This window comes from Nocardiopsis metallicus, from assembly GCF_014201115.1.
GTDB classification, from domain to species: Bacteria; Actinomycetota; Actinomycetes; order Streptosporangiales; family Streptosporangiaceae; genus Nocardiopsis; species Nocardiopsis metallicus.
In genome coordinates this window covers 1159315-1182065 of the sequence record NZ_JACHDO010000001.1, presented here as the reverse complement: position 1 = coordinate 1182065, position 22751 = coordinate 1159315, and the positions used below count along the sequence as shown (strand labels likewise).

Sequence of the window (22751 nt, the reverse complement as noted above, 5' to 3'; positions counted from 1 at the left end):
TCCTGTTCGTCTCCCACTTCCTGGACCAGGTGTACGAGATCGCCGACCGGATGACCGTCCTGCGCAACGGCGCCCTGGTCGGTGAGTACCTTCCGCAGGAGACCGACCGCCTCGAACTGGTCTCGGCGATGCTCGGCCGGGAACTGGGCACCCTGGAGGAGGTGGAGCGCCGCTCCGAGGAGCGCTCCCCCGGCACCGCACCGGTGCTGACCGCCCGCGGGCTGGGCCGCACGGGCGCCATCGCCCCCTTCGACCTGGAGATCCACGCCGGTGAGGTGGTGGGCCTGGCCGGGCTGCTCGGTTCGGGGCGCACCGAGACGGCGCGGCTGCTGTTCGGCGCCGACCGGGCGGACAGCGGGACGCTCAGCGTCGACGGCCGCCGGGTCCGCCCCCGCGGCCCGCGCCCGATGATCGCGCGCGGGGTGGCCCTGTGCTCGGAGGACCGCAAGGCGGAGGGGGTCATCGCCGACCTGACCGTGCGCGACAACCTGGTCCTGGCCCTGCAGGCCGCCCGGGGGTGGATGCGCCCGGTACCCCGGCGCACCGCCGACGCGCTGGTGGAGGAGTACATCGAACGGCTCGACATCCGTCCGGCCGACCCGAACGCCGTCATGGGGAACCTGTCCGGCGGGAACCAGCAGAAGGTCCTGCTGGCGCGCTGGCTGGTCACCCGGCCCCGGTTACTCATCCTGGACGAGCCCACACGCGGTATCGACGTCGGCGCCAAGGCACAGATCCAGAAGGTCGTGACCGACCTGGCCGCCGACGGTATGGCGGTGCTGTTCGTCTCCGCGGAGCTGGAGGAGGTGGTCCGGGTCTGCGACCGCGTGGTGGTGCTGCGCGACCGCCGCAAGGTGACCGAACTCGACGGTGACGGGGTCACCGTGGACGAGGTGATGGCGGCCATCGCCGGGCACGAGCCGACGGCGGTGTCCCCGTGATCCGACACCACCTCTTCTGGCCGGTCGCCGCCCTGGTGCTGCTGATCGTGCTCAACGCCGTGGTCAACCCGGCGTTCCTGGAACTGCGCCTGCAGGACGGGCGCCTGTACGGCGGGGTCGTCGACATCCTGCGCAACGGCGCGCCCACCCTGCTCATCGCGGTGGGCATGACCCTGGTGATCGCCACCCGCGGTATCGACCTGTCGGTGGGCGCGGTCGCCGCGATCTCCGGGGCCGTCGCCTGTACCTGGATCGCCGGGGGCGGGCACGCGTTCACCGCCATGGTCCTGGCACTGGCCGTGTGCGTTCTCCTGGGCCTGTGGAACGGGTTCCTCGTCTCGGTCCTGGGTATCCAGCCGATCATCGCGACCCTGGTGCTGATGACCGCCGGTCGCGGCGGCGCCATGCTGATCACCGAGGGTCAGATCATCACGGTCAACGATCCGCTCTACCGGCAGATCGGAGCGGGTTTCCTGGTGCTGCCGATCGCGATCCTGATCAGCCTGGGCGTGCTGCTGCTGGTGGGCGCCCTGACCCGCGGTACCGCCCTGGGCATGCTGGTGGAGGCCGTGGGGACCAACCCGCGGGCCGGCCGGCTCGCCGGGGTGGGCTCACGCACCATCGTGTGGACCGTGTACGTGTTCGCCGGGCTGTGCGCCGGGGTGGCCGGTCTGATGATCAGCTCCAACGTCAGCGCCGCCGACGCCAACAACGCGGGACTGTGGATCGAGATGGACGCGATCCTGGCCGTGGTCATCGGCGGTACGTCGCTGGCCGGCGGGCGCTATTCGCTCACCGGCACACTGGTGGGCGCCCTGGTGATCCAGACCCTGACCACCACCGTGTACAACGTCGGGATCGCGCCCAACGCGATCCTGGTGTTCAAGGCGCTCGTGGTGATCGCCGTGTGCCTGCTGCAGTCCCCCCGCTCCGCCCGGCTGTTCGGTCCCAGGCGGCCCGCCGGGTCCGCCCCGTCCCGTTCCAAGGAGGTGACCGCGGCATGAGAGTCCTGGACGTGACCCGGGCGCGGAACCGCGTCGAACGCCTGCCCCAGCGGTTCCTGCCGGTCATCGCCACGTTCGCGGTGTTCGTGCTGACCTTCGGCACCGGGGCGGTGCGCTATGACGGGTTCGCCTCCGCGCAGATCTTCACCAACCTGTTCGTGGACAACGCGTTCCTCATCGTGCTCGCGGTGGGGATGACCTTCGTGATCCTGACCGGCGGCATCGACCTGTCGGTGGGCGCGGTGGCGGCGCTGTCCACGATGATCGCCGCCGCCACCCTGCAGGCGGGCTGGCCGCCGCTGATGTCGGTGCTGGCAGTCCTGGTCACCGGTACCACGCTGGGCCTGCTCATGGGGCTGGTGATCCACGTCTTCGACGTACAGCCCTTCATCGTCACCCTGGCCGGGATGTTCCTGGCCCGGGGGCTGTGCCTGCTGATCAGCGTGGAGTCGATCTCCATCACCGATCCCCTCTTCCGGACGATGGCCACCGGGACCATCACCCTCACGGACGGGGTGACCCTGACCTACAGCGTCCTGATCGCCCTGGCCGTGGTGCTGGCCGCCGTGTACGTCCTGCACCTGACCCGGTTCGGCCGCACCGTGTACGCGGTGGGCGGCAGCGCTTCCTCGGCCCGTCTGATGGGCCTGCCCACCGGCCGGGTCCGGGTGGGCGTGTACGCGGTGAGCGGGTTCTGCTCGGCCCTGGGCGGGCTGTTGTTCAGCCTGTACATGCTCTCCGGGTACGGGCTGCACGGGGTCGGCATGGAGCTGGACGTGATCGCCGCGGTGGTGATCGGCGGGACCCTGCTGACCGGCGGGGTCGGCTACGTGGCCGGCTCGGTGCTGGGCGTGCTGGTGCTCGGCACTGTGCAGACGCTGATCTCCTTCGAGGGTTCCCTCAGCTCCTGGTGGACCCGGATCGTCATCGGGGTGCTGCTGTTGGCCTTCATCATGTTCCAGCGCCTGATCGTGCGCCGGACCGAATGACCCGGCCCGGCTCAAACGCGTGGCCCCGTCCACTGGACCCCGTGTCCCGCGGACGGGGCCGACCCGTGCGTCCATGCGGCCTCGGTCGGGTCAGACCGGAACGCTGGTGAAGGAGCGTCCGCACCACGACGACCGGACTTCGCAGTACCGGGATGTCAGCGGCCGCAGAAAAGGCGGCGTCCCGCTCGGGCGGCCACGAACGAAGGGCCGCCCGAGCGGGACGTCAGGACTTGCCTCTTGACAAAACCCTACATATCAGGGCAGGTGGAAGATCTCCGTCAGCGGGACCATCCCCTCGTCGGGGCGACCGTCCAGGCCCTCGAAGAACGGCGCCATCTCGGCCTGCCACCGGGCGTTCACCTCGGTTCCGGCCATGGCCTCACGGGCGGCGTCGAAGTCCTCGGTCTCCAGGTAGCCGACCACCGTGCCGCGCTCGTCGCAGAACAGCGAGTAGTTGTGCCACCCGCTCTCCGACAGCGCTCGGCGCATCTGCGGCCAGACCTCGGCGTGGCGCTGTCTGTACTCCTCCAGCCGGTCCTCGCGCACCTTGAGTACGAAGCAGACGCGTCGCATGCCTTACCTCCGGTCAGAAGTCGAAGTCGTCGATGTTGTCGGCGTCGAAGACCTGCGGCGGGCCGAGCACGATCTCGCGATCGGTCTCGAAGGTGTACTCGCCCAGGCGCCCGGCGGTGAAGGTCTCGCCCTCGGCTCCGGTGATCTGCCCGGCCTTGAGCGCGGCACCGGTGTACCCGGCCAGGTAGCCCAGGTCGAGCGGGTTCCACAGGGCGAACTCCTCGACGGTGCCGTCGTTGACGAACTCGCGCATCTGGTTGGGCGTGCCCAGGCCGGTGACGGCCACCTCGCCCTTGTACTCGGAGTCGCTGACGTAGCGCGCCGCCGCCGCCAGGCCCACCGTGGTCGGCGAGACCACGCCGCCCAGGTCGGGGTGCGACTGCATCAGGCCCTGCATCTCCTGGAAGGACTGCAGGTCGTCGTCGTTGCCGTAGACGGTGTCCACCAGCTCCAGGTCGGCGTACTCCTCCTCCTGGAGCACCTCCTCCATCGCCGCGATCCAGGCGTTCTGGTTGGTGGCGTTGGGGGTGGCCGACAGGACCGCGAAGGTGCCCTCGCCGCCGAGCTGCTCGGAGACCATCTCGACCAGCGTGCGGCCGACGAGCTCGGTCGTGGACTGGTTGACGAACACGTCGGTGCAGTTGGCGTCGGAGTCGTAGCCCACGATGGCCGCTCCGTTGTCCCGGGCCTCGTTGAGCGCGGGGCACACCGCGTCGGGGTCGTTGGCGGCGATGACGATGACGTCGCTGCCCGCCTGGCTGGCGGCGTTGATGTACTCCACCTGGGAGTCGGCGGTGGCCTCGGTGCCCCCGCGCTCGGTGGCGTTGCCGGAGACCTCCTCCACCGCCTCGGTGCCGCCCTCGTTGACGATGTCGAAGAAGGGGTTGTTGAGCTGCTTGGGCAGGAAGTCGATCCGCAGGCCCTCGGGGATCTCGGCGCCGGGGTCGGCGGTCCCGGTGGGGCGGGAGTCGTTCTCCTCCTCGGCGCTGTCGATGGTGGTGCCGCCGCAGGCGGCGGTCATCAGCACGGCGAAGGCGGACGCGGCCAGGAACAGGTGGCGCGGGCGGGGCTGGGTCATGACTGTTCTCCCTTGGTGGAGGCGGACACGGGGGCGGGCGGTGGGGACGGGTGGGGCGCGCGGGCGGCTCTGAGCCGGGCCAGGAGGTTGGGGGTGACGACGGAGGCGATGAGGATCAGGCCGGTGACGACCTGGAGCACGTCGCTGCCGATGCCGAACAGCTGGAGCGCGTTGCGGATGACCCCGAGCAGCAGGACCCCGCTCATCACTCCGAGGGCCGATCCGACGCCGCCGAAGATGGAGACCCCGCCCAGCAGGACGGCGGCCACGACCTGGAGCTCCAGGCCGAAGGCGGTGTCGGCGCGCGAGGTGCCGTACTGCAGGGTCCAGAAGACGCCCGCGGCGGAGGCGACGGTGCCGCTGAGGGTGAAGAGCCAGAACTTGGTCCAGCGCACCGACACCCCGGTGAAGCGCGCGGCCTCGCTGTTGTTGCCGATGTCGAACAGCGACCGGCCGACGGCGGTGGCGTGCAGCAGCACCCCGAACAGCACGGCCAGGGCCAGGACGGCCACGGCGATCCACGGCAGACCGGGCAGGCCCAGGAAGTGCTCGCGGGCCCCGCCCACCCAACTGCTGGGGTAGCTGGCCACGGCCCGATCGCCCAGCAGCACGTAGGCCAGGCCCCGGTACAGGGCCATGGTGCCGATGGTGACGGCCAGGGAGGGCAGCCCGCACACGGTGACCAGGAAGCCGTTGAAGGCACCCAGGAGCGCGCCCACACCCAGGCAGATCCACAGCGCGGCCTCGATGGGGACCCCCGACTCCCACAGCACGCCCAGGGTCGCGCTGGTCAGGGCCAGGGTGCTGGCCACCGACAGGTCGATCTCACCGGTGATGACGATGAGCGTCATCGGCAGCGCCATCAGGGCGATGGCCGCCACACTGAGCAGCAGGAAGTCGATGTTGCGCGCGGTGGCGAACATGTCCACGAACAGCACGGCGCCCAGGACGGCGACCAGGAGCGCGGAGACGACCGGGGTCTCACGTGCGGACAGCAGGGAGCGCAGGCGGGCGGCCCGGGAGGACCTGTTCGGTCCCGGTTCCGGGTCGGCCACCCGGTCCGGTGCGGTCGCGGTGACGGTGCGTTCAGGCGCCACGGGCACCTCCTCCTCGAAGTTTGCGCGCGGTGCGCAGCGCCAGCAGCCGGTCCAGTCCGATGGCGGCCAGGATGAGCGCGCCCACCACGGCCTGGTGCCAGAACTGGTCGATGCGCCAGATGGGCAGGGCGGCGGTGATCGTGGTGAGCAGGACCGCGCCCAGGGCGGCGCCGTAGACGGTGCCCACTCCCCCAGCGATGGCCACGCCGCCCACCACGGCGGCCGCCACGACCTGGAGTTCCATGCCGGTGCCGACGGTGGAGTCCACGGTGCCGTAGCGGGCGGCGAACAGGACTCCGGCGAGCCCGGCCAGGGCCCCGTTGGCCGCGAAGGCGAGCATGACGCGACGGGTGGCCGGGATGCCCGACAGGCGGGCGGCGTCGGCGTTGGAGCCGATGGCGTACAGTTCCCGCCCCGAGCGGTAATGGGCCAGGTAGAAGCCGACCGCGGCGACCACGGCGATGGCGACAGCCGCCGGCAGCGGCACGCCCAGGACGCTGACCCGCCCCAGCAGGAGGAAGGCGGCGGGCATGTCGTGCGCGTTGACCTGGCCGCCGTCGGCCCACCAGTGGTTGAGGCCGCGATAGGCGTACAGGGTGCCCAGGGTGACCACCAGAGCGGGTACCTGGACGGTGGTCACGAGCAGGCCGTTGACCAGACCGCACACCAGGCCGATGCCGACCCCGGCGAGTACGGCCACGGGGACGGGCAGGCCGGGGAAGGTCACGAAGAGCAGTCCCGTGCCGAAGGCGGACAGGCCCATGACCGAACCGACCGACAGGTCGACGTTCCTGGTGATGAGCACCAGGGCCTGGCCGACGGCCAGGACGGCCAGGACGGTCGCGCCGAGGAACAGGTCGCGCACCCCCTGGCTGGACAGGAATCCGGGGTTGTGCAGCCAGGTGGCGGTGATGAGCACGAACACGGCCAGGAGCACGCCGAGTTCGCGGAACTGCCGCTGGCGGCGGGCGGGGCGCCCGCTGGGTTGGGGCGGCGCGCCCGCGGTGGAGGTATCGGGGGCGTTGGCGGGGGCGTTCGTCATGCGGCCTCACCCGGTCGCTGTCCGGTGGCCGCGTACATGACCGACTCCTCGTCGGCCTCGGCGCGGTCGAGTTCGGCGGTGATACGGCCCTCGTGCATGACCAGGACCCGGTCGGCCATGCCCAGGACCTCCGGCAGTTCGCTGGAGACCATGACGATGGCCAGGCCCCGGCCTGCCAGGGTGGAGAGCAGGCGGTGCACCTCGGCCTTGGTGCCCACGTCGATTCCGCGCGTGGGCTCGTCGACGAAGAGCACACGGGGTTCGGTGGACAGCCACTTGGCCAGCACGACCTTCTGCTGGTTGCCGCCGGAGAGCGTGGACACCGGGTCGTCGAGTCGGCCGAACCTGAGGTTGAGCCGTTCGCCCCAGTGCTCGGCGAAGGCGCGTTCGGCAGCGGAGCGCAGCAGCCCGAGGCGGCTGAGCGCCCGGCGGCGGGTGGCGGTGGCGTTGCGTTCGATGGAGGACTCCATGACCAGTCCCTGTTGGCGCCGGTCCTCGGGGACCAGGGCGATGCCCGCGGCCATGGCCGCCCCGGGTCTGCCGCCGGCCAGGTCCCGGCCCCGCACGCGGACGGACCCGGCGTCGTAGCGGTCCACACCGAACACGGCGCGGATGACCTCGCTGCGTCCGGCGCCCACGAGTCCGGCCAGGGCGACGATCTCCCCGGCCCGTACGCTGAAGGACACGTCGGCGAAGACGCCTTCGCGGGTCAGGCCCTGGACCTGCAGGACGGTCTCCCCGTGCTCGGCCTCCTCCTTGGGGTAGAGGCTGCTCACCTCGCGTCCGACCATGCGGCGCACCACGGTGTCCACGTCCACCTCGGAGACGGGGTCACAGGAGACGAAGGCTCCGTCGCGCACGACCGTGATGCGGTCACACAGGGAGAAGACCTCGTCGAAGCGGTGCGAGATGAACAGCAGTGCCGCACCGGTCTCGCGCAGCGTCCGTGCGACGGTGAACAGGCGCTCGGACTCCACGCCGGACAGGGCGGCGGTCGGCTCGTCCATGACCAGGACCCTGGCCTGACGGGTGAGGGCCTTGGCGATCTCCACCAGCTGCTGGTCGGCGATGGACAGCCCGCGTGCGGGGCGGTCGGGGTCCATCTGGACGCCGAGCCGGGTGAAGACCTCCGCGGTCTCATGGCGCATCCGTCGCCGGTCGATGGTGCGCAGTCGGGTGCGGGGCTGGCGGCCGACGAAGATGTTCTCGGCCACCGACAGGTCGGGGAAGAGCGTCGGTTCCTGGTAGATGACCGCGATGCCGGCGTTCTGGGCGTCCGCGGGCGCGGAGAAGGCGGTGGGCTCTCCGTCCACGAGCACCTGTCCGCCGTCGGGCCGGTGCACTCCGGCGATGGTCTTGACCAGGGTGGACTTGCCCGCCCCGTTCTCGCCGACCAGGGCGTGGATCTCTCCGGAGCGCAGTTCCAGGGACAGTCCTCGCAGGGCCCTGACGCTCCCGAAGGACTTGGTGACGTCGACCAGGGCGAGGGGTGGGGGGACCTCTGTCGGGTCCACGTGCGCCCTCCTTTTCGGTGCGGGTCCGGCAATGGACCACCAGGCTAAAAAACGTTTTAATATGATGGGGATGTTAAGTGCAGCACATTCCACCGTCAAGGGGATCATGGGAAAATGAGCAGGTATCGCCCTGGCAACGACGCCGCGACCTCCATCGGAACGCTTACGCAGCAGAGCCAGAGGCCACACCGGCGGGCCATCTGGCGTTGACACGTTTCAATCCGGATGTGAACATGTGACCCCAACGGGCCGCGCACACAGCCGGAGACGCGTCCGGGTCAGTACGATGCCTCCCGTCCCCCCAGTACACGCACGGGAGAGAATCCTTGTCCACCAGGTCCCGCTCCACCCGCCGCACCGTGGGCATCACCGAGGTCGCCCGGCACGCCGGGGTCTCCCCCGGCACGGTCTCCAACGTGCTCAACCGGCCCGAGCGCGTCGCCGAGGCCACCCGGCTGCGCGTGGAGTCCGCCATCGCCGAGCTGGACTACGTGCGCAACTCCTCCGGCAGCAGCCTGCGCTCCGGGCGCAGCGAGTCCGTGGGGCTGCTGGTACTGGATGTGACCAACCCCTTCTTCGCGGAGGTCGCGCGGGGTGTGGAGGACGAGGCCGCGACCTCGGGGCTGGCCGTGGTCCTGCTCAACTCGGCCGAAACACACGAGCGCCAGCGACGCAACGTACGGCTGCTGGCCGAGCAGCGCGCGGCGGGGGCGGTGGTCATGCCGGTGGACGACGACCTGTCCGACCTGCTGTGGCTGAGCCGGCGGGGAACCTCCTGGGTGGCGCTCGACCGGGGGGACGTCTCCGAGGACGTGGGGTGCAGCGTCAGCGTGGACAACCACGAGGGCGGCCTGGCGGCCGGGCGGCACCTGATCGGGTTGGGCCACGAGCGGGTCACCTTCCTGACCGGACCGTTCGCCATCGAGCAGGTCCGACGGCGCCACCAGGGGCTGCGCGCGGCCTTCGAGGAGGCCGGTCTGGACCCGGACGCGGCGGTGCGGGTGGTGGAGCAGCCCCTGCTCAACCCCGAACACGGCGAGCGCGCGGTGGACGAGGTGCTGACCGGAGGGCCCAGGCAGCGGCCGCGGGCGGTGTTCTGCGCCAACGACCAGCTCGCGCTGGGGCTGATGAAGGGACTGGGCAGGCGGGGGCTGCGCGTCCCCGAGGACATCTCGGTGGTCGGTTACGACAACCTGGACTTCGCCGACCTGGTGCACCCCGGACTGACCACCGTGGCCCAGCCCAAGTACGAGCTGGGGCGGGAGGCGATGCGGCTGCTGCACGCCGAACTCAACGACCCGGACCACCTGCACGAGCGGGTGCTGTTCACCCCGGAACTGGTCGTGCGCGGATCCACGGCGGCCCACCGGAGCTGAGCACGGAGGGCCCCCGTTCCTGAACTGGTCCCCGATAGTTGGACCGGCTAACTAAAGGTTAGGCCGCCAGGGCCTGAGCTCGGTACTGCACCGGGCTCAGGCCCTCAAGATAGCTATGGACGCGTTCGTGGTTGAACCAGGCGATGTACTCATCCAGCCCTGCGGTGAACTCCTCGACGGTCTCGAACTCGGAGTGGGTGAAGAACTCCTCCTTCAGGTGACCGAAGAAACTCTCGATCACCGCGTTGTCCAGACAGTTGCCCTTGCGCGACATCGACTGAAGACCGTCGACCCCGGCGAGCAGCCGCCGCCAGGACACGTGCTGATACTGAAACCCCTGGTCGGAGTGGACCAGCGGGCTCTGACCAGGGGGCAGGGTCTTCAACGCCTCCCGCAAGGAGGTGTTGGTCAACTCCAGGTTCGGTGACAGAGCGGCCGTGTAGGAGATGATCTGCCGGTCGAACAGGTCCATGACCGGTGACAGGTAGACCTTGTGGCCCGCGACGGCGAACTCGCTCACGTCGGTCACCCATTTCTGGTTCGGCCCCTGCGCGGTGAAGTCACGCTCCAGCAGGTTCGGCGCCACCTGGCCCGCCTGGCCCCGGTAGGAGCCGTAGGGCTTCTTGCGGCGCACCCGGCAGACCAGGCCCAGCTGGTTCATGAGCTTGAGTACGGTCTTCTTCGCTACCCGCCACCCCTTCTTGAGGAGCTGGTCATGGATCCGGCGGTGCCCGTAGCGGCCCTTGTTCTTGTCGAAGAGCTGCCTGATCTGGGCCTTGAGCGCTGCGTGGGGATCCGGGGTTTGGAGTCGGGCCTGGTGGTAGAAGAACGTGGAGCGGGCCAGCCCAGCAACCCGCAGCAGCACGTCCAATCGGTGTTCGGCCTTGAGGGCGACCACAGCGTGAACCCTCACTCTGGTGGATGTTCCCTCAAGGCCCGCACTTTTCCCAGGTAGGCGTTCTGGGCACGCAGGAGCTCGTTCTCACGGCGTAGTCGTTCCAGCTCTGAGGCTGGCTCTTGTGGTGCGCTCTTGGGCGGGCGTCCTCGCTGCTTGGGGCGTAGCCCTTCTGAGCCCTGGGTGCGGTAGGTGCGCACCCACGATTCCAGCAGCTTGGGTGAGGACAGTTCCAGTTCCTTGGCCAGCTCGGTCTTGGGCTCGCCCGCCAGGAGGCGGCGCACCGCCTCGACCTTGAACTCGAAGGAGTAGGACTTCTTCGCTTGTTTGGTCACCAGCGCTCCCGGGCCGTGGATCTGATCTTGCTTCGGTTCGGTGGACAGGTGTCCGCTTTCGGATACTTTGTCATTGAACGAGGAGATTGAAGTGCCCAAGACCCGCCCTGCGTACCCGCCGGAGTACCGCGATCAGATCATCGCGCTGGCCCGCTCCGGCCGTAGCCCCGAGGACCTGGCAGCTGAGTTCGAACCCTCGGCCCAGACGATCCGCACCTGGATCAATCAGGCCAAGATCGACTCCGGCCAGGCAGAGGGCACCACCAGCGATGACAAGGCCGAACTGGCCCGCCTTCGCCGAGAGAACGCCCAGCTGCGCGAAGAGCGCGAGATCCTGCGCAAGGCCACGGCTTTCTTCGTCCGGGAGACCAGTCGGTGATGTTCCGGCTGATCGACGAAGAAAAGACACGCCACTCCGTCTCCCTGATGTCCCGGCTGCTCGGCGTATCGCGGCAGGGCTACTACAAACACCACCACCGAATCCAGGACGGCCCCACGGCCAAGGAACGCTCCGACGCTGACCTGTCCGAGCGCATCCAGGGCCACCACGAGCGCTCCCGCGGCACCTACGGCTCCCCCAGGCTCCAGGCCGACCTGGCCGAGCTCGACGGCATCCGCGCTGGACGCAACCGCATCACCCGGCTGATGCGCCGCCAGGGCCTGGTCGGGGTCCACCGCCGCACCGGCCGCAAAAGCCTGACCTCCCAGGACCGGATGGCCACAGCCCCACCGGATCTGGTCGGTCGTGACTTCACCGCCCATGCCCCCAACACCAAGTGGAGCGCGGACATCACCTACGTGCCCACCGACCAGGGGTGGGTGTACCTGGCGGTGGTGATGGACCTGTTCTCGCGCCGCATCGTGGGCTGGGCGATGGCCCCTCACATGCGCGCCGATCTGGTCTGCGACGCGCTGGCCATGGCGGTGACCGCCCGCCGTCCCGGTCCGGGGCTGATCCATCACTCGGACAAGGGATCGCAATACACCAGTCTGGCCTTTGGTCGCCGCTGCGAAGAGGCAGGGATCGCTCCCTCGACGGGGCGGACGGGGTCGTGTTACGACAACGCCGTCACCGAGAGCTTCTTCGCGTCGTTGGAGACCGAGTTGATCGACCGCACCCGTTTCGCCACCAGGGCGGATGCGGAGCGGGAGGTGTTCTCCTATATCGAGGGGTTCTACAACCCCTGGCGGCGGCATTCGGCCAATGGTCAGCTCAGCCCGGCTGAGTATGAACGTCGCCACACCGAAGTTGCTCAAGACAGGCTTGCGGCGCTGTCTCAGGCCGCGTAAAACCCCAGCTCACAGGTGTCTACCGAACTGAAGCAACATCAATCCGCCACCGTCGGTACAGGCTTCGGACCGCCCATCGCGAGACCCCCAGAGAGGCCGCTACCGCGTGATCGGCTCTGCCTTGCTCGAACAACGCTATCGCTTGGTGGCGTTGGTCCTGGGTGAGTGAGCTGTTCGCTCTCATGGGACTGCTCCCTGGTCGATGGAACTGGATTTCCAGTCCAACTTCCAGGGAGCAGTTCATCCACGTGCGGTGGAACAGGGGCCCCATGCTTCAGAAAACCGGAAAGGATCTACACCACGCCGGTTCCGCTCCCGCGCCGGGCAGCGCCCCAGCCGGCCTGCGTCGCTTCGTGTGCGGGTCAGCGCTGAGCGCTGGGGAAGAGCCCTTCGTAGACGCTGGAGATCGAGTGGGCCTCGAGGACGCCCTGGTAGGCGTGGACATCGTCGATGTCACCGGGCCAGTGGTCGGTGTTGGAACCGCCGTGCTGGGCGCTGCCGATGCGCAGCGGGCCCTCTGCGTGCCAAGTGTGTTCCACCGCCGCACGAGAGGCCTCGAAGCCGTCCACGTAGAGCACCAGTTCACCGCTGGTGTGGTCGTAGACACCCGTCAGATGGGCCCATTCCCCCGGCTGGGCGAGCCAGGCGGAGGAGGCGGAGGTCCACTCGGTCGAACCCACGGCGTTCGCGTCATCATGGGCGGCCATCTTGAACACCCATCGGCCGCTGTCGCCCTGGTAACCCAAGTGGAAGCCGCTTTGATGCGTGCCGGCCTGGCTGACGGCGGTGGCGTCGACACCCTCGCCGGTCTCGTCCAGACGCACCCAGGCCGCGATGCTGAAGCTGCGGTCCGTGCGCAGAGCGGGGCCGGATGTCTCGACGTACTCGTCGTCACCGTTCAAACGAAGCGCGGGAGAGAAAGTGATGTCGTTCTCCGCAGCGTCCCAGGCAGTGAGGGGATCTGCGTGCAGGGTGGCTTCGAGTCCGTGGTCGGTGGCGTCGGCCACGGACGTGCCGTCCCACTCGTCGAGCATCCACCGGCCTTCGGCCGCGAGAGGGCGATTGGCCAGTCGCCACACTTCGGAGTTGGTTTCGGAGCCGGCCACGGCCTCGTCCAGGACGAGTCGGTTCCACACACGAACGTCGTCGATAGCGCCGGACCAGTGGTGACCGCCCGTGCCCTCGGACAGGGTGCGTCCGATGGCGAGCGGCCCCCGGGCGTTCCATGGCCCCGAGTGGGTGACGGTGCCCTGTTCGATGCCGTCGACGTAGAGGGTGATCTCACCGGTCTGGCCGTCGTGGGTGCCCAGCAGGTGCGTCCACACCCCGGTCTCGGCGGAGGCGGTGGATGCGGCCACCGCCCACTCCCGGGAAGTGTCCCCGGACTCGTCTTCGGGGAACATCCTGAACACCCACTGACCGGTGTCTCCTTGGTAACCGAGCTGGAAGGCGCTCTGCGCGGCGCCCGACTGAGCAACGGCTATGTGGTCGGCGCGGGCACCCTCCAGCTTCACCCAGGTGGAGACGGAGAAGGAACCGGAGGTGTCCACGGTGGAGTGGTTGACGGTGATCTCGGCGTCGGTGCGGCCGTTGGTGTGGACGGCCGTGCCCTCCAGGCGCGGGGCAGGGTTGGTGTTGGGGTTCTCGACCGTCCCGACTCGGCCGCGGACCCACTCCACACCCTCGGACAAGGTGGCGCCCTGGTCGGGGTTGACGAGGTCGGCGGCACGGTTTCCCTGCCCCTCGTCGAAGGCGAAGTAGGCCACCGGATCACTGGGCGGAGCGACCAGGAAGGAGTAGACGGACGTGCAGGCGGAGGACTTGCCGGAGGCGTCCACTGTGCGTGCGTAGATCCTGTTGGGCCCCGCGTGACGCGGGGTGAGGGTCACTGTCACCGACCCGCCTGGTTCCTCAGGCACGGCTTCGCGAACACAGCTGCCGTCATTGAGGCCGTAGAAGTAGCTCTGGACGTCCTCGGCGCCACGACTGGAGAAAGTGAAATCGCCGGGCTGACCGGGCGAGCCGTGGAACTCGTTCCCGGCAGGGTAGTCCGCAGAGGTGACCTCGATCCCGACATCTGCGAAGGCCGGCACGGGAAGGAAGGGAAACAGGAGGACGAGCGCCAGAAGGGCGGCGACCCGAACCCGAGCACGACGGAGCATGGCAGACTCTCTAGCCCAGGATGGGGATCACCTGTGGGGGCCGTGCCGTCTGGACGCGGCCGGTGGTTGCCCTGGGACAAGAGGCGAAGCTATCAGGCGCAGGGGAACAGCTGACGGGTGCCCGCCTGGCGCAAATACACGCATATCGACCCTAAGCTGAGAAAACCCTCCGGAAGATTCATGTCAAAAAAGGCCGAATGCGGCCACAGCGAGAGTTTTGCGCCGGCCCCGGGCCACCTAAGCTCACCAGTCCAGTCGGCTCCTGACTGCTTCGCTCCGCAAGCGTGAGGACCTGGAGAGGGAAAGACGCACCGAAAGCACGCGAAGGACCCCGGAGGCACCACGGGTCGTGGCGGTTCCTCCGGTGTCCTCGGGGCCCTGTCCGGGGTCAGCCCCAGAGGCGCCGCTCGGCGTCCTCCCAGCGGGCCCGGTCCCCCTGCGGCTCGTAGCGCCGCAGCTCGAAGGAGGCGGCCACGATCCGGCGCAGGTCCGACAGCTCCCCCTCGACCGCGCCGACGGCACGGGCCTGCACCAGCAGGTTGCCCGCGGCGGTGCCCTCGGCCGGACCGGCCACGACCGGCAGGCCGGTGGCTTCGGCGGTCAGTCGGCACAACAGCGTGTTGCGCGACCCTCCCCCCACCACGTGCACCACCTCGACGTCCCGACCGGAAAGTTCGGCGGCCTGGCGCACCGCTCTGCGGTAGGCCAGGGCCAGGGAGTCGATGACGCACCGGGCCAGCTCGGCCTCGCCCTCGGGCGGCCGCTGCCCCCTCTCGGCCGCGCACGCGGCGATCCTCGCGGGCATGTCGCCCGGCGGCAAGAACCGGGGATCGTCCACGTCGACCACGCAGGCCAGCGCCGGCACCCGGGCAGCCCGCTCCAGCAGGTTGGCCAGGTCCACGTCACGGCTCTGCTCGCGCCAGGTGCGCAGGGACTCCTGCAGTAGCCACAGGCCCATGACGTTGCGCAGGTAGCGGACCGTGCCGTCCACGCCGAGCTCGTTGGTGAAGTTGGCGGCCCGGCTCTCCTCGCTGCGCACCGGGGCGTCCAGCTCCACCCCCACCAGCGACCACGTCCCGCACGAGACGTAGGCGAAGTGGGGAGTGGCGGCCGGGACCGCGACCACCGCCGACGCGGTGTCGTGCGAGCCGACCACCACCAGCGGCGCCCCCGCCGCGCCTCCCACCGACGCGCGGGCGCACAGCCGGCCCACGACCGTGCCCGGTTCGACCAGACGGGAGAGCATGTCGCGCACCGGCACCCCGAAGGACCCCTCCAGCACGTCCAGGCACTCCTGGGCCCAGTCCCGGGTGCGCGCGTCCACCAGCCCGGTGGTGGACGCGTTGGTCACCTCCCACACCCGCTCCCCCGTAAGCCAGTATCCCAGCAGGTCCGGGACGAGCAGCGCGTCGCGGGCCAACGGCACCAGCTGGGGGTCGTCGGCCGCCGCGGCCAGCTGGAACACCGTGTTGAACCGCTGGACCTGGAGCCCGTTGACGGCATACATGCGGTCGGCGGGCAGGTACCCGAACACCTCCTCCGGCACACCCTCGGTACGGGCGTCCCGGTAGTGCACCGGGTTCCCGAGCAGCGCCCCGTCGGCGTCGAGCAGCCCGTAGTCCACCGCCCAGGAGTCGATGCCCACCGAAGCCAGGCCCCCGTGGGACCCGGCCACCGCGCGCAGCCCCTCCAGGGCTCCCCGGTACAGGGACAGCACGTCCCAGTGCAGGCGCTCGCCGCCCTCCACCGGCACGGTGACCGGGGTGTTGGCGAAGCGGGCCGCCTCCTCGGTGCGCAGGACACCGTCGCGGACGCGGCCGGTGATCACCCGGCCGCTGGAGGCGCCCAGGTCGATCGCGGCGTGCACTGCCGCGCCCCCCTTCTCGACCACGGCGCTCACCTCAGGAACGCGGCGGCCACGCCGCTGTCGACGGGAACGTGCAGGCCGGTGGTGTGCGACAGCTCCCCCGAGGTGAGTGCGAACACCGCGGCCGCCACGTGCTCGGGCAGCACCTCGCGGCCCAGGAGGGTGCGCTTGGCGTAGAACGCGCCGAGCTCCTCCTCCTTGACGCCGTAGACCTCGGCGCGCTGGGCGCCCCAGCCGCCCGCGAAGATGCCCGAACCGCGTACCACGCCGTCGGGGTTGACCCCGTTGACGCGGATGCCGTGCTCGCCGAGTTCGGCGGCCAGCAGGCGTACCTGGTGGGCCTGGTCGGCCTTGACGGAGGAGTAGGCGATGTTCTTGGGTCCGGCGAACACCGCGTTCTTGGAGGCGATGTAGACGATGTCGCCGCCCATGTCCTGCTCGATCATGATGCGGGCCGCCTCGCGCGAGACCAGGAAGGAGCCCTTGGCCATGACGTCGTGCTGCAGGTCCCAGTCGCGTTCGGTGGTCTCCAGCAGCGGTTTGGAGATGGACAGCCCGGCGTTGTTGACCACCAGGTCCACGCCGCCGAAGGCCAGCGCCGCCTCGCCCAGGGCCCGGGCGACGGCCCGGCCGTCGCGGACGTCGCAGGCCACGCCGATGGCGGTGTCGGCGCCGCCGAGTTCGGCGGCGGCCCCGGCGGCCTTGTCGGCGTCCAGGTCGGAGACGACCACGCAGGCGCCCTCGGCGGCCAGGCGGGTGGCGATGGCCTTGCCGATGCCGCTCGCGGCGCCGGTGACGAAGGCGACCCGGCCCGCCAGCGGTTTGGGCTCGGGCAGGCGGGCGAGCTTGGCCTCCTCCAGGGCCCAGTACTCGATGCGGAACTTCTCCGACTCCTCGATGGGCCGGTAGGTGGAGACCGCCTCGGCGCCGCGCATCACGTTGATGGCGTTGACGTAGAACTCCCCGGCCACGCGCGCGGTCTTGGCGTCCTTGCCGAAGGAGAACATGCCCACGCCGGGGACCAGGACGATGGCCGGGTCGGCGCCGCGCATGGCGGGGCTGTCGGGCCGGGCGTGGCGCTCGTAGTAGGCGCGGTAGTCGGTCCGGTACTGCTGGTGGAGTTCGCGCAGCCGCTCCGCCGCCTGTTCCAGCGGTGCGTCGGCGGGCAGGTCGAGCACCATGGGGCGGACCTTGGTGCGCAGGAAGTGGTCGGGGCAGGAGGTGCCCAGCGCGGCCAGGCGGGGGTGCCCGGCGGCGGCGAGGAAGTCCAGGACGACGTCGCTGTCGGTGAAGTGGCCGATCTGCGGGTGGTCGGTGGAGGCCAGTCCGCGGATGAGCGGCGCCAGGGCGGCCGCGCGCTCGCGGCGCTCCGCCTCGGGCAGGGCGCCGTAGCCCTCCAGGGCGGGGCCGAAGGGCTGGGGCCGTCCCCTCTCCTCCAAGAAGCGCTCGGCGGTGCGGATGATCTCCAGCGAGTTGGCCTGGCACTGCTCGCTGGTCTGGGCCCAGGCGGTGATGCCGTGGCCGCCCAGGATCGCGCCGATGGCGTCGGGGTTGTCCTCGGCGATCTGCGCGATGTCCAGGCCGAGCTGGAAACCGGGCCTGCGCCAGGGCACCCAGACCACGCGGTCGCCGAAGCACTCGCGGGTCAGTCGTTCGCCGTCGGCGGCGGTGGCCAGGGCGATGCCGGAGTCGGGGTGCAGGTGGTCCACGTGGGGGGCGCGCACCAGGCCGTGCATGGCGGTGTCGATGGAGGGCGCGGCGCCGCCCTTGCCGAAGGCGCAGTGGTCGAAGGCGGCGACCATCTCGTCCTCGCGTTCCTCGCCCGGGTAGACGTCCACGAGGGCGCGCAGGCGGTCCAGCCGCAGGACGGCCAGGCCCTCCTCGGTGAGGGTGCCCAGGTCGCCGCCGGATCCCTTGACCCAGAGCAGTTCGACCGGCTGCCCGGTGACGGGGTCGGTGCGGGTACCGGCGGCGGAGGTGTTGCCGCCCGCGAAGTTGGTGTTGCGCGGATCGGCTCCCAGGGCGTTGCTGCGTTCGACGAGCTGGGCGACGACGGATTCGGACACGGTGCTTCCCTGTTCGGTGTCGTGGTGGGGCCGGGCGGGGTGCTGGGCGGGCGGGGTCATGCGCCCCATCCGGCCTGGGCGCCGCCCCTGCGCTCCTGCGCCACGCGCTCCGCGTAGCCGGACGCGGCGTGGGCGGCCATGGGGTCGGGGTGCAGCCCCTGCTCCTCGCGCAGGTCGGCCAGGAGCGGGCGCACGTCGGTGTTGTAGGCGTCCATGAGCACGGCGTTGGCGCCCAGGACGTCACCGGCCTCCTGGGCGCGGGCCAGGGCGTCGGGGTCCACGAGCAGGGCCTTGGCCGTGGCCTCCTGCACGTTCATCACCGAGCGGATCTGCCCGGCGATCTTGGGTTCGATGTTGTGGCACTGGTCGAGCATGAAGGCGACCTGGGTGTCGGCGGCCATCGCGCCGCCGCGCACCACCTCGTACATGATGCGGAAGAGCTGGAAGGGGTCGGCGGCGCCGACCATGAGGTCGTCGTCGGCGTAGAAGCGGGAGTTGAAGTCGAAGGCCCCGAGCCTCCCGGCTCTGAGCAGGAAGGCGACGATGAACTCGATGTTGGTGTGCGCCGCGTGGTGGCCGGTATCGACGCAGACCACGGCCCGTTCCCCCAGTTCGAGGCAGTGGGCGTAGGCGGTGCCCCAGTCGGGGACGTCGGTGGCGTAGAAGGCCGGTTCGAAGAGCTTGTACTCCAGCTGGAGGCGCTGGTGGGGGGCGAGGCGCCCGTAGACCTCGCGCAGGGCCTCGGCCAGGCGGTCCTGCCGGGACCTGAGGTCGTCCTGGCCGGGGTAGTTGGTGCCGTCGGCGAACCAGAGCTTGAGGTCGCGCGAGCCGGTGGCGTCCATGACGTCGACGCACTCCAGGAGGTGGTCGATCGCCTTGCGGCGCACCCGGGGGTCGGAGTTGGTGACGCTGCCGAGCCGGTAGTCGTCGTCCTGGAAGACGTTGGCGTTGATGGTTCCGATACCGATGCCCAGGTCACGTGCGTGGTCGGCCAGAGCGCTGTAGTCGTCCACCCGGTCCCAGGGGATGTGCAGGGCGACGGTGGGGGCCGCACCGGTGTGGCGGTGCACCTGGGCCGCGTCGGCGAGCTTCTCCCAGGGGTCGCGGGGCACTCCGGGCTGACCGAACACCTTGAAGCGGGTTCCGGAGTTCCCGAAGGCCCAGGAGGGGAGTTCGATGTGCTGGCGGCGCAGGACCGCGAGGGTGTCGGAGTGCGAGGCCGCATGCGGTGTGACCACGGTGGGGCTCCGTTCGGCTGGTACGGGATCGCGGCTCAAGCGATCATTGAATCGTTTTATCCAACTGGCGAAAAAGCTATCCTTACACCAGCAGAGGTGTCAACAGTCACACTGGGAGACAAAGAGAAAGCACCAGGGGCCGCTGCTTACAACGTTTTACCCGATCACCTGAGCCGTCCGCCTCCACCCAGGGATCCCAGGGCGGACAGGCCGCATAGAAAGCGCTTTCCTTCCATCTTCGGGCTCCTGCGCCGCTTTTGTCCACCATGCCCGCGGACACGCGGAAAGGGCCGGGGCAATCGCCCCGGCCCTGCCGCCCCACCGCCCCGGACTACCCGTTCCGGGGCAGGGTGCGGCTGCGCCCGCGGAACTCGGCGATGACCTCCTCGCCGCGGCGAACCGTGACGTCGTAGAGGCCGCTGCGACCGTAGACCACGCGCTCCACGGCGGTCGCCACCAGCACGTCGCCCTCCTTGGCCGGGGCCACGAAGGTCACGTCGGCCCCGGAGGCCACCGTCACCCCGCCTCCGTCCAGGTTGCAGGCGCAGGCGAAGGCGGTGTCGGCGAGCGTGAACACGAACCCGCCGTGCGCGATGCCGTGACCGTTCACCATCAGCGGCCCCACGGTCATCTCCACCACCGCGAGCCCTTCGCCGGCCTCGACCAGGCGCATGCCCAGGTTCTTGGAGGCCCGGTCGGCCTCGAACATCCGCCAGGCGGTCTCGTTGCGCTTCCCCGGCGCCGCCTCCGCGCTCACGAGTCGAAGTCCACGGTGACGGCGTCGGTCTGCGGCAGCGCCTGGCAGGCCAGGGCGTACCCGGCCTCGACCTCGGCGGGGGTGAGCGCGTAGTTGCGGCGCATCTTCACCTCACCGCCGCACACCTTGACCCGGCAGGTTCCGCACACGCCGCCCTTGCAGGCGAAGGGCAGGTCGGGGCGGTAGCGCTGCGCGGAGTCCAGCACCGGGACGCCCTGGGGCAGGGTCAGCGTGGTGGTGCGGCCGTCCAGGACGACGGTCACCTCGCTGGCCGGGCCCTCGATCCCGGGCTCCTCGTGGCGGGACTGGGGCGGCGGCTCGGCGCCCTCGACGAAGAACAACTCCTGGTGGACCCGCTCGCCCTCCACCCCGTGCCGGGCCAGTACCTCCTGGGCGTCGGTGACCATGCCGTAGGGACCGCACAGCCACCAGTGGTCGACCGCGTCGGGGGCGATGATCGTGGACAGCAGCGCGTCCAGCTTCTCCCCGTCCAGACGGCCGCTGAACAGCTCGGACTCGCGGGGTTCACGGGAGAGCACGTGCACGAGTTCGAGCCGGGGGCCGAAGGCGTCCTTGAGGTCGGCGAGCTCGTCGGCGAACATCACCGTGTCGCTGCGGCGGTTGCCGTAGAGCAGCGTGACACGGGAGTCGGTGCGGCGCAGCAGCGAGGACGCCACGGACAGCATCGGTGTGATGCCCGAACCCGCGGCGACCAGCACGTGGCGGGCGGCCTCGGTCAGGTCGGGGCTGAACCGGCCGGCGGGCGGCCCCACCTCGATCTCGTCGCCCGGCTCGACCTCGCGGACCAGCCAGCTGGAGAACAGGCCCCCGGAGACCAGGCGCACTCCCACGCGGGGGGCCTCGCCCACGGGCGCGCAGATGGAGTAGCTGCGCCGCTCGTCCACGCCGCCCACCTGGCGGCGCAGGGTCAGCGACTGGCCCGGAGCGAAGGCGAACTCCTCGGCCAGGTGGTCGGGGACGTCGAAGGTGACAGCGACGGCGTCGTCGCACAGGCGCTCGACGGCGGCCACGCGCAGCCGGTGGAACGCCGCCCGGCCGCGCGCGGCGGCGGGAGCGGTCTCGGTGACGGGTGTGGTCACGGTCAGATCTCCTTGACGTGCTCGAACGGTTCGAGGCAGCTCCGGCAGCGGTGCAGCGACTTGCAGGAGGTCGCGCCGAACCGGGACAGTTCCTCGGTGTCGGCCGCGCCGCACAGCGGGCAGCGCGGGACGGTACGGGTCGGCATCAGGGTGAGCGGGACGGGACCGGCAGGGCGCTTGGGCGCCCCACCGGGCGGGGAGATGCCGTGCTCGGTGAGCTTGCGCCTGCCCTCGTCGGTGATCCAGTCGGTGGTCCAGGCCGGGGAGAGCGCGGTGCGCACCTCCACGCGCTCGAACCCGGCGGCGCGCACGGCGCGGTCCACGTCCACGCGCATCTCGGCGAGGGCGGGACACCCGGAGTAGGTGGGGGTGATCCACACCGCGGCGGTGCCGTCGTCCTCCACCGCGACGTCACGCAGGATGCCCAGGTCGGCGAGGGTGAGCATCGGCAGTTCGGGGTCGGTGACCGCGGCGGCGGCCTCCCACAGCTTGCGCTCGGCCCCGGCACCCCGAGCCGTGCCGGTTCCGGTGTCCGTGCTGGTGCTGGTTACCATGTCGCCTCCGGGTGCTCCCGGGCCACGCGCTGGAGCTCCTCCAGCAGCGGGGCGAGTTCGCTGGTGTGCCTGCCCTCGCGTCCGGCGACGGCGCTCTGGGGGAACGGTGCCGGGGCGGCCAGGGTCGCGGCGGTCAGTACCCGGGTGAGGACCTCGTGGACCTCCTCGCGTACCGAGGCGGGGTCCACGCCCACACCCTGGGCGGCCAGGGCGGCCTCCACGGGGTGGGTGGCGAAAAGCTCGCCGGTCAGCGGCCACACCTCGGCGACGGCCTCGCGCATGCGCTCGTTGGAGTAGGGGGTTCCGTCACCCAGGCGCAGGGCCCAGGACACGGCGTACTCGCGGTGGTAGGCGAGTTCGTTCACGCCCTTGGCGGCGATCGCGGAGAGCACGGGGTCCTTGCTGTCGGCCAGGCGGGTGAAGACGGCCAGGCGCCAGCTGGAGAGCACGAGCAGGGTGGCGATCGCGCGGGCGAAGTCGCCGCGCGGGGCCTCGGTCAGGTGCGTGTTGCGGAACTGCGCGGGGTCCCGGTGGTAGGCGAAGGCGTCCTCGTCGCGGCCGGTGCCGTCGGCCTGTCCGGCACGGGCCAGCAGGAGCCGGGCCTGGCCGAGCAGGTCCAGCGCGATGTTGGCCAGGGCGACCTCCTCCTCCAGTTCGGGGGCGTCGGTCACCCACTGGACGAGGCGCTGGGACTGGACGAGGGCGTCATCGCCGAGCATCTGGCAGTAGGTCGCCAGGTCCGCACCGTCCACCCCCGCGGGCAGGGTGGTGTCCACGCCCGCGAGCGCCTCGGTGAAGCCGGTGCCGAAGGCCCAACGGGCGTCGCCGTCGTGCTCCTCGGTCAGACCGGTGAAAATGTTCTCGCCACTCATG

20 protein-coding genes are annotated in these 22751 nt (G+C 70.4%); 5 read left to right on the top strand and 15 right to left on the bottom strand.

Annotated features, from left to right (window positions below; all coding sequences use genetic code 11):
• Window positions 1-29 precede the first annotated feature (29 nt).
• Genes HNR07_RS04945 through yjfF form a run of 3 tightly spaced genes read left to right on the top strand, consistent with a single transcriptional unit; the run spans window position 30 to window position 2934 of the window.
• Window positions 30-941: an ATP-binding cassette domain-containing protein gene (locus tag HNR07_RS04945; RefSeq protein WP_312893598.1), complete on the top strand. Its 912-nt coding sequence runs from the start codon at window positions 30-32 to the stop codon at window positions 939-941.
• Window positions 938-1945, top strand: a complete 1008-nt coding sequence (locus HNR07_RS04940) for an ABC transporter permease (protein ID WP_184362494.1) — start codon at window positions 938-940, stop codon at window positions 1943-1945. Before HNR07_RS04945 ends, HNR07_RS04940 begins: the two co-directional genes overlap by 4 nt.
• On the top strand, window positions 1942-2934 hold the full coding sequence (yjfF, locus tag HNR07_RS04935; protein ID WP_184362491.1) for a galactofuranose ABC transporter, permease protein YjfF: 993 nt from the start codon (window positions 1942-1944) through the stop codon (window positions 2932-2934). Before HNR07_RS04940 ends, yjfF begins: the two co-directional genes overlap by 4 nt.
• A 255-nt stretch (window positions 2935-3189) precedes the next feature.
• Here yjfF and HNR07_RS04930 read toward each other — a convergent pair whose 3' ends face one another.
• Genes HNR07_RS04930 through HNR07_RS04910 form a run of 5 tightly spaced genes read right to left on the bottom strand, consistent with a single transcriptional unit; the run spans window position 3190 to window position 8238 of the window.
• On the bottom strand, window positions 3190-3507 hold the full coding sequence (locus HNR07_RS04930; RefSeq protein ID WP_184362488.1) for an L-rhamnose mutarotase: 318 nt from the start codon (window positions 3505-3507) through the stop codon (window positions 3190-3192).
• 13 nt (window positions 3508-3520) lie between these two features.
• On the bottom strand, window positions 3521-4585 hold the full coding sequence (rhaS, locus tag HNR07_RS04925; RefSeq protein WP_184362485.1) for a rhamnose ABC transporter substrate-binding protein: 1065 nt from the start codon (window positions 4583-4585) through the stop codon (window positions 3521-3523).
• Window positions 4582-5688 carry an ABC transporter permease gene (locus HNR07_RS04920; protein ID WP_184362481.1) on the bottom strand — a complete coding sequence of 369 codons (1107 nt, stop codon included), beginning with the start codon at window positions 5686-5688 and terminating at the stop codon, window positions 4582-4584. Before HNR07_RS04920 ends, rhaS begins: the two co-directional genes overlap by 4 nt.
• The gene (locus HNR07_RS04915; protein WP_184362478.1) at window positions 5672-6724 is read right to left on the bottom strand and encodes an ABC transporter permease; all 1053 of its coding nucleotides are present in this window, start codon (window positions 6722-6724) and stop codon (window positions 5672-5674) included. The genes HNR07_RS04920 and HNR07_RS04915 overlap by 17 nt, the downstream gene beginning before the upstream one ends.
• On the bottom strand, window positions 6721-8238 hold the full coding sequence (locus HNR07_RS04910; RefSeq protein ID WP_184362475.1) for a sugar ABC transporter ATP-binding protein: 1518 nt from the start codon (window positions 8236-8238) through the stop codon (window positions 6721-6723). The genes HNR07_RS04915 and HNR07_RS04910 overlap by 4 nt, the downstream gene beginning before the upstream one ends.
• Window positions 8239-8564: 326 nt before the next feature.
• On the opposite strand from HNR07_RS04910, the gene HNR07_RS04905 reads away from it, so the two are divergent.
• Window positions 8565-9614 carry a LacI family DNA-binding transcriptional regulator gene (locus HNR07_RS04905; protein WP_184362472.1) on the top strand — a complete coding sequence of 350 codons (1050 nt, stop codon included), beginning with the start codon at window positions 8565-8567 and terminating at the stop codon, window positions 9612-9614.
• 58 nt (window positions 9615-9672) lie between these two features.
• Here HNR07_RS04905 and HNR07_RS04900 read toward each other — a convergent pair whose 3' ends face one another.
• Complete coding sequence (locus HNR07_RS04900) at window positions 9673-10527, bottom strand: IS3 family transposase (RefSeq protein ID WP_312893595.1); 855 nt, start codon at window positions 10525-10527, stop codon at window positions 9673-9675.
• Window positions 10524-10844 (bottom strand): helix-turn-helix domain-containing protein, encoded by a 321-nt coding sequence (locus tag HNR07_RS34250; RefSeq protein ID WP_221318717.1) that lies wholly within the window; start codon window positions 10842-10844, stop codon window positions 10524-10526. Before HNR07_RS34250 ends, HNR07_RS04900 begins: the two co-directional genes overlap by 4 nt.
• A 91-nt stretch (window positions 10845-10935) precedes the next feature.
• Between HNR07_RS34250 and HNR07_RS04895 the strand changes: the two genes are divergently transcribed.
• Window positions 10936-12134, top strand: a protein-coding gene (locus HNR07_RS04895) for an IS3 family transposase (RefSeq protein ID WP_184371482.1) whose coding sequence is annotated in 2 segments (ribosomal slippage) — window positions 10936-11179 and window positions 11179-12134 — 1200 coding nt in all. Because the reading frame shifts where the segments join, the coding sequence is not laid out codon by codon here.
• 362 nt (window positions 12135-12496) lie between these two features.
• Here HNR07_RS04895 and HNR07_RS04890 read toward each other — a convergent pair.
• From HNR07_RS04890 to paaC, 8 genes are all read right to left on the bottom strand, one after another.
• The gene (locus HNR07_RS04890; RefSeq protein WP_184362467.1) at window positions 12497-14296 is read right to left on the bottom strand and encodes a LamG domain-containing protein; all 1800 of its coding nucleotides are present in this window, start codon (window positions 14294-14296) and stop codon (window positions 12497-12499) included.
• Between the two features lie 388 nt (window positions 14297-14684).
• Window positions 14685-16196 (bottom strand): rhamnulokinase, encoded by a 1512-nt coding sequence (locus HNR07_RS04885; protein WP_376769903.1) that lies wholly within the window; start codon window positions 16194-16196, stop codon window positions 14685-14687.
• The gene (locus tag HNR07_RS04880; RefSeq protein ID WP_184362462.1) at window positions 16193-18298 is read right to left on the bottom strand and encodes a bifunctional aldolase/short-chain dehydrogenase; all 2106 of its coding nucleotides are present in this window, start codon (window positions 18296-18298) and stop codon (window positions 16193-16195) included. The genes HNR07_RS04885 and HNR07_RS04880 overlap by 4 nt, the downstream gene beginning before the upstream one ends.
• A complete protein-coding gene (rhaI, locus tag HNR07_RS04875; RefSeq protein WP_184362459.1) occupies window positions 18286-19467 on the bottom strand; it encodes an L-rhamnose isomerase in 1182 nt (393 codons plus the stop codon). The genes HNR07_RS04880 and rhaI overlap by 13 nt, the downstream gene beginning before the upstream one ends.
• 331 nt (window positions 19468-19798) lie before the next feature.
• Complete coding sequence (gene paaI, locus HNR07_RS04870; protein ID WP_221319186.1) at window positions 19799-20176, bottom strand: hydroxyphenylacetyl-CoA thioesterase PaaI; 378 nt, start codon at window positions 20174-20176, stop codon at window positions 19799-19801.
• Between the two features lie 44 nt (window positions 20177-20220).
• Complete coding sequence (paaE, locus tag HNR07_RS04865; protein WP_184362453.1) at window positions 20221-21324, bottom strand: 1,2-phenylacetyl-CoA epoxidase subunit PaaE; 1104 nt, start codon at window positions 21322-21324, stop codon at window positions 20221-20223.
• Window positions 21325-21326: 2 nt separating this feature from the next.
• On the bottom strand, window positions 21327-21878 hold the full coding sequence (gene paaD, locus HNR07_RS04860) for a 1,2-phenylacetyl-CoA epoxidase subunit PaaD (protein WP_246420092.1): 552 nt from the start codon (window positions 21876-21878) through the stop codon (window positions 21327-21329).
• Complete coding sequence (gene paaC, locus HNR07_RS04855; protein ID WP_184362451.1) at window positions 21872-22750, bottom strand: 1,2-phenylacetyl-CoA epoxidase subunit PaaC; 879 nt, start codon at window positions 22748-22750, stop codon at window positions 21872-21874. Before paaC ends, paaD begins: the two co-directional genes overlap by 7 nt.
• Window position 22751 lies beyond the last annotated feature (1 nt).

What these genes read in the sequence shown, in the direction of transcription:
- rhaS (WP_184362485.1), bottom strand. Translation starts at nt 4,585, where the DNA reads ATGACCCAGCCCCGCCCGCGCCACCTGTTCCTGGCCGCGTCCGCCTTC.
- HNR07_RS04880 (WP_184362462.1), bottom strand. Translation starts at nt 18,298, where the DNA reads ATGGGGCGCATGACCCCGCCCGCCCAGCACCCCGCCCGGCCCCACCAC.
- paaD (WP_246420092.1), bottom strand. Translation starts at nt 21,878, where the DNA reads ATGGTAACCAGCACCAGCACGGACACCGGAACCGGCACGGCTCGGGGT.
- HNR07_RS04890 (WP_184362467.1), bottom strand. Translation starts at nt 14,296, where the DNA reads ATGCTCCGTCGTGCTCGGGTTCGGGTCGCCGCCCTTCTGGCGCTCGTC.
- HNR07_RS04915 (WP_184362478.1), bottom strand. Translation starts at nt 6,724, where the DNA reads ATGACGAACGCCCCCGCCAACGCCCCCGATACCTCCACCGCGGGCGCG.
- paaC (WP_184362451.1), bottom strand. Translation starts at nt 22,750, where the DNA reads ATGAGTGGCGAGAACATTTTCACCGGTCTGACCGAGGAGCACGACGGC.
- paaI (WP_221319186.1), bottom strand. Translation starts at nt 20,176, where the DNA reads ATGTTCGAGGCCGACCGGGCCTCCAAGAACCTGGGCATGCGCCTGGTC.
- yjfF (WP_184362491.1), top strand. Translation starts at nt 1,942, where the DNA reads ATGAGAGTCCTGGACGTGACCCGGGCGCGGAACCGCGTCGAACGCCTG.
- HNR07_RS04930 (WP_184362488.1), bottom strand. Translation starts at nt 3,507, where the DNA reads ATGCGACGCGTCTGCTTCGTACTCAAGGTGCGCGAGGACCGGCTGGAG.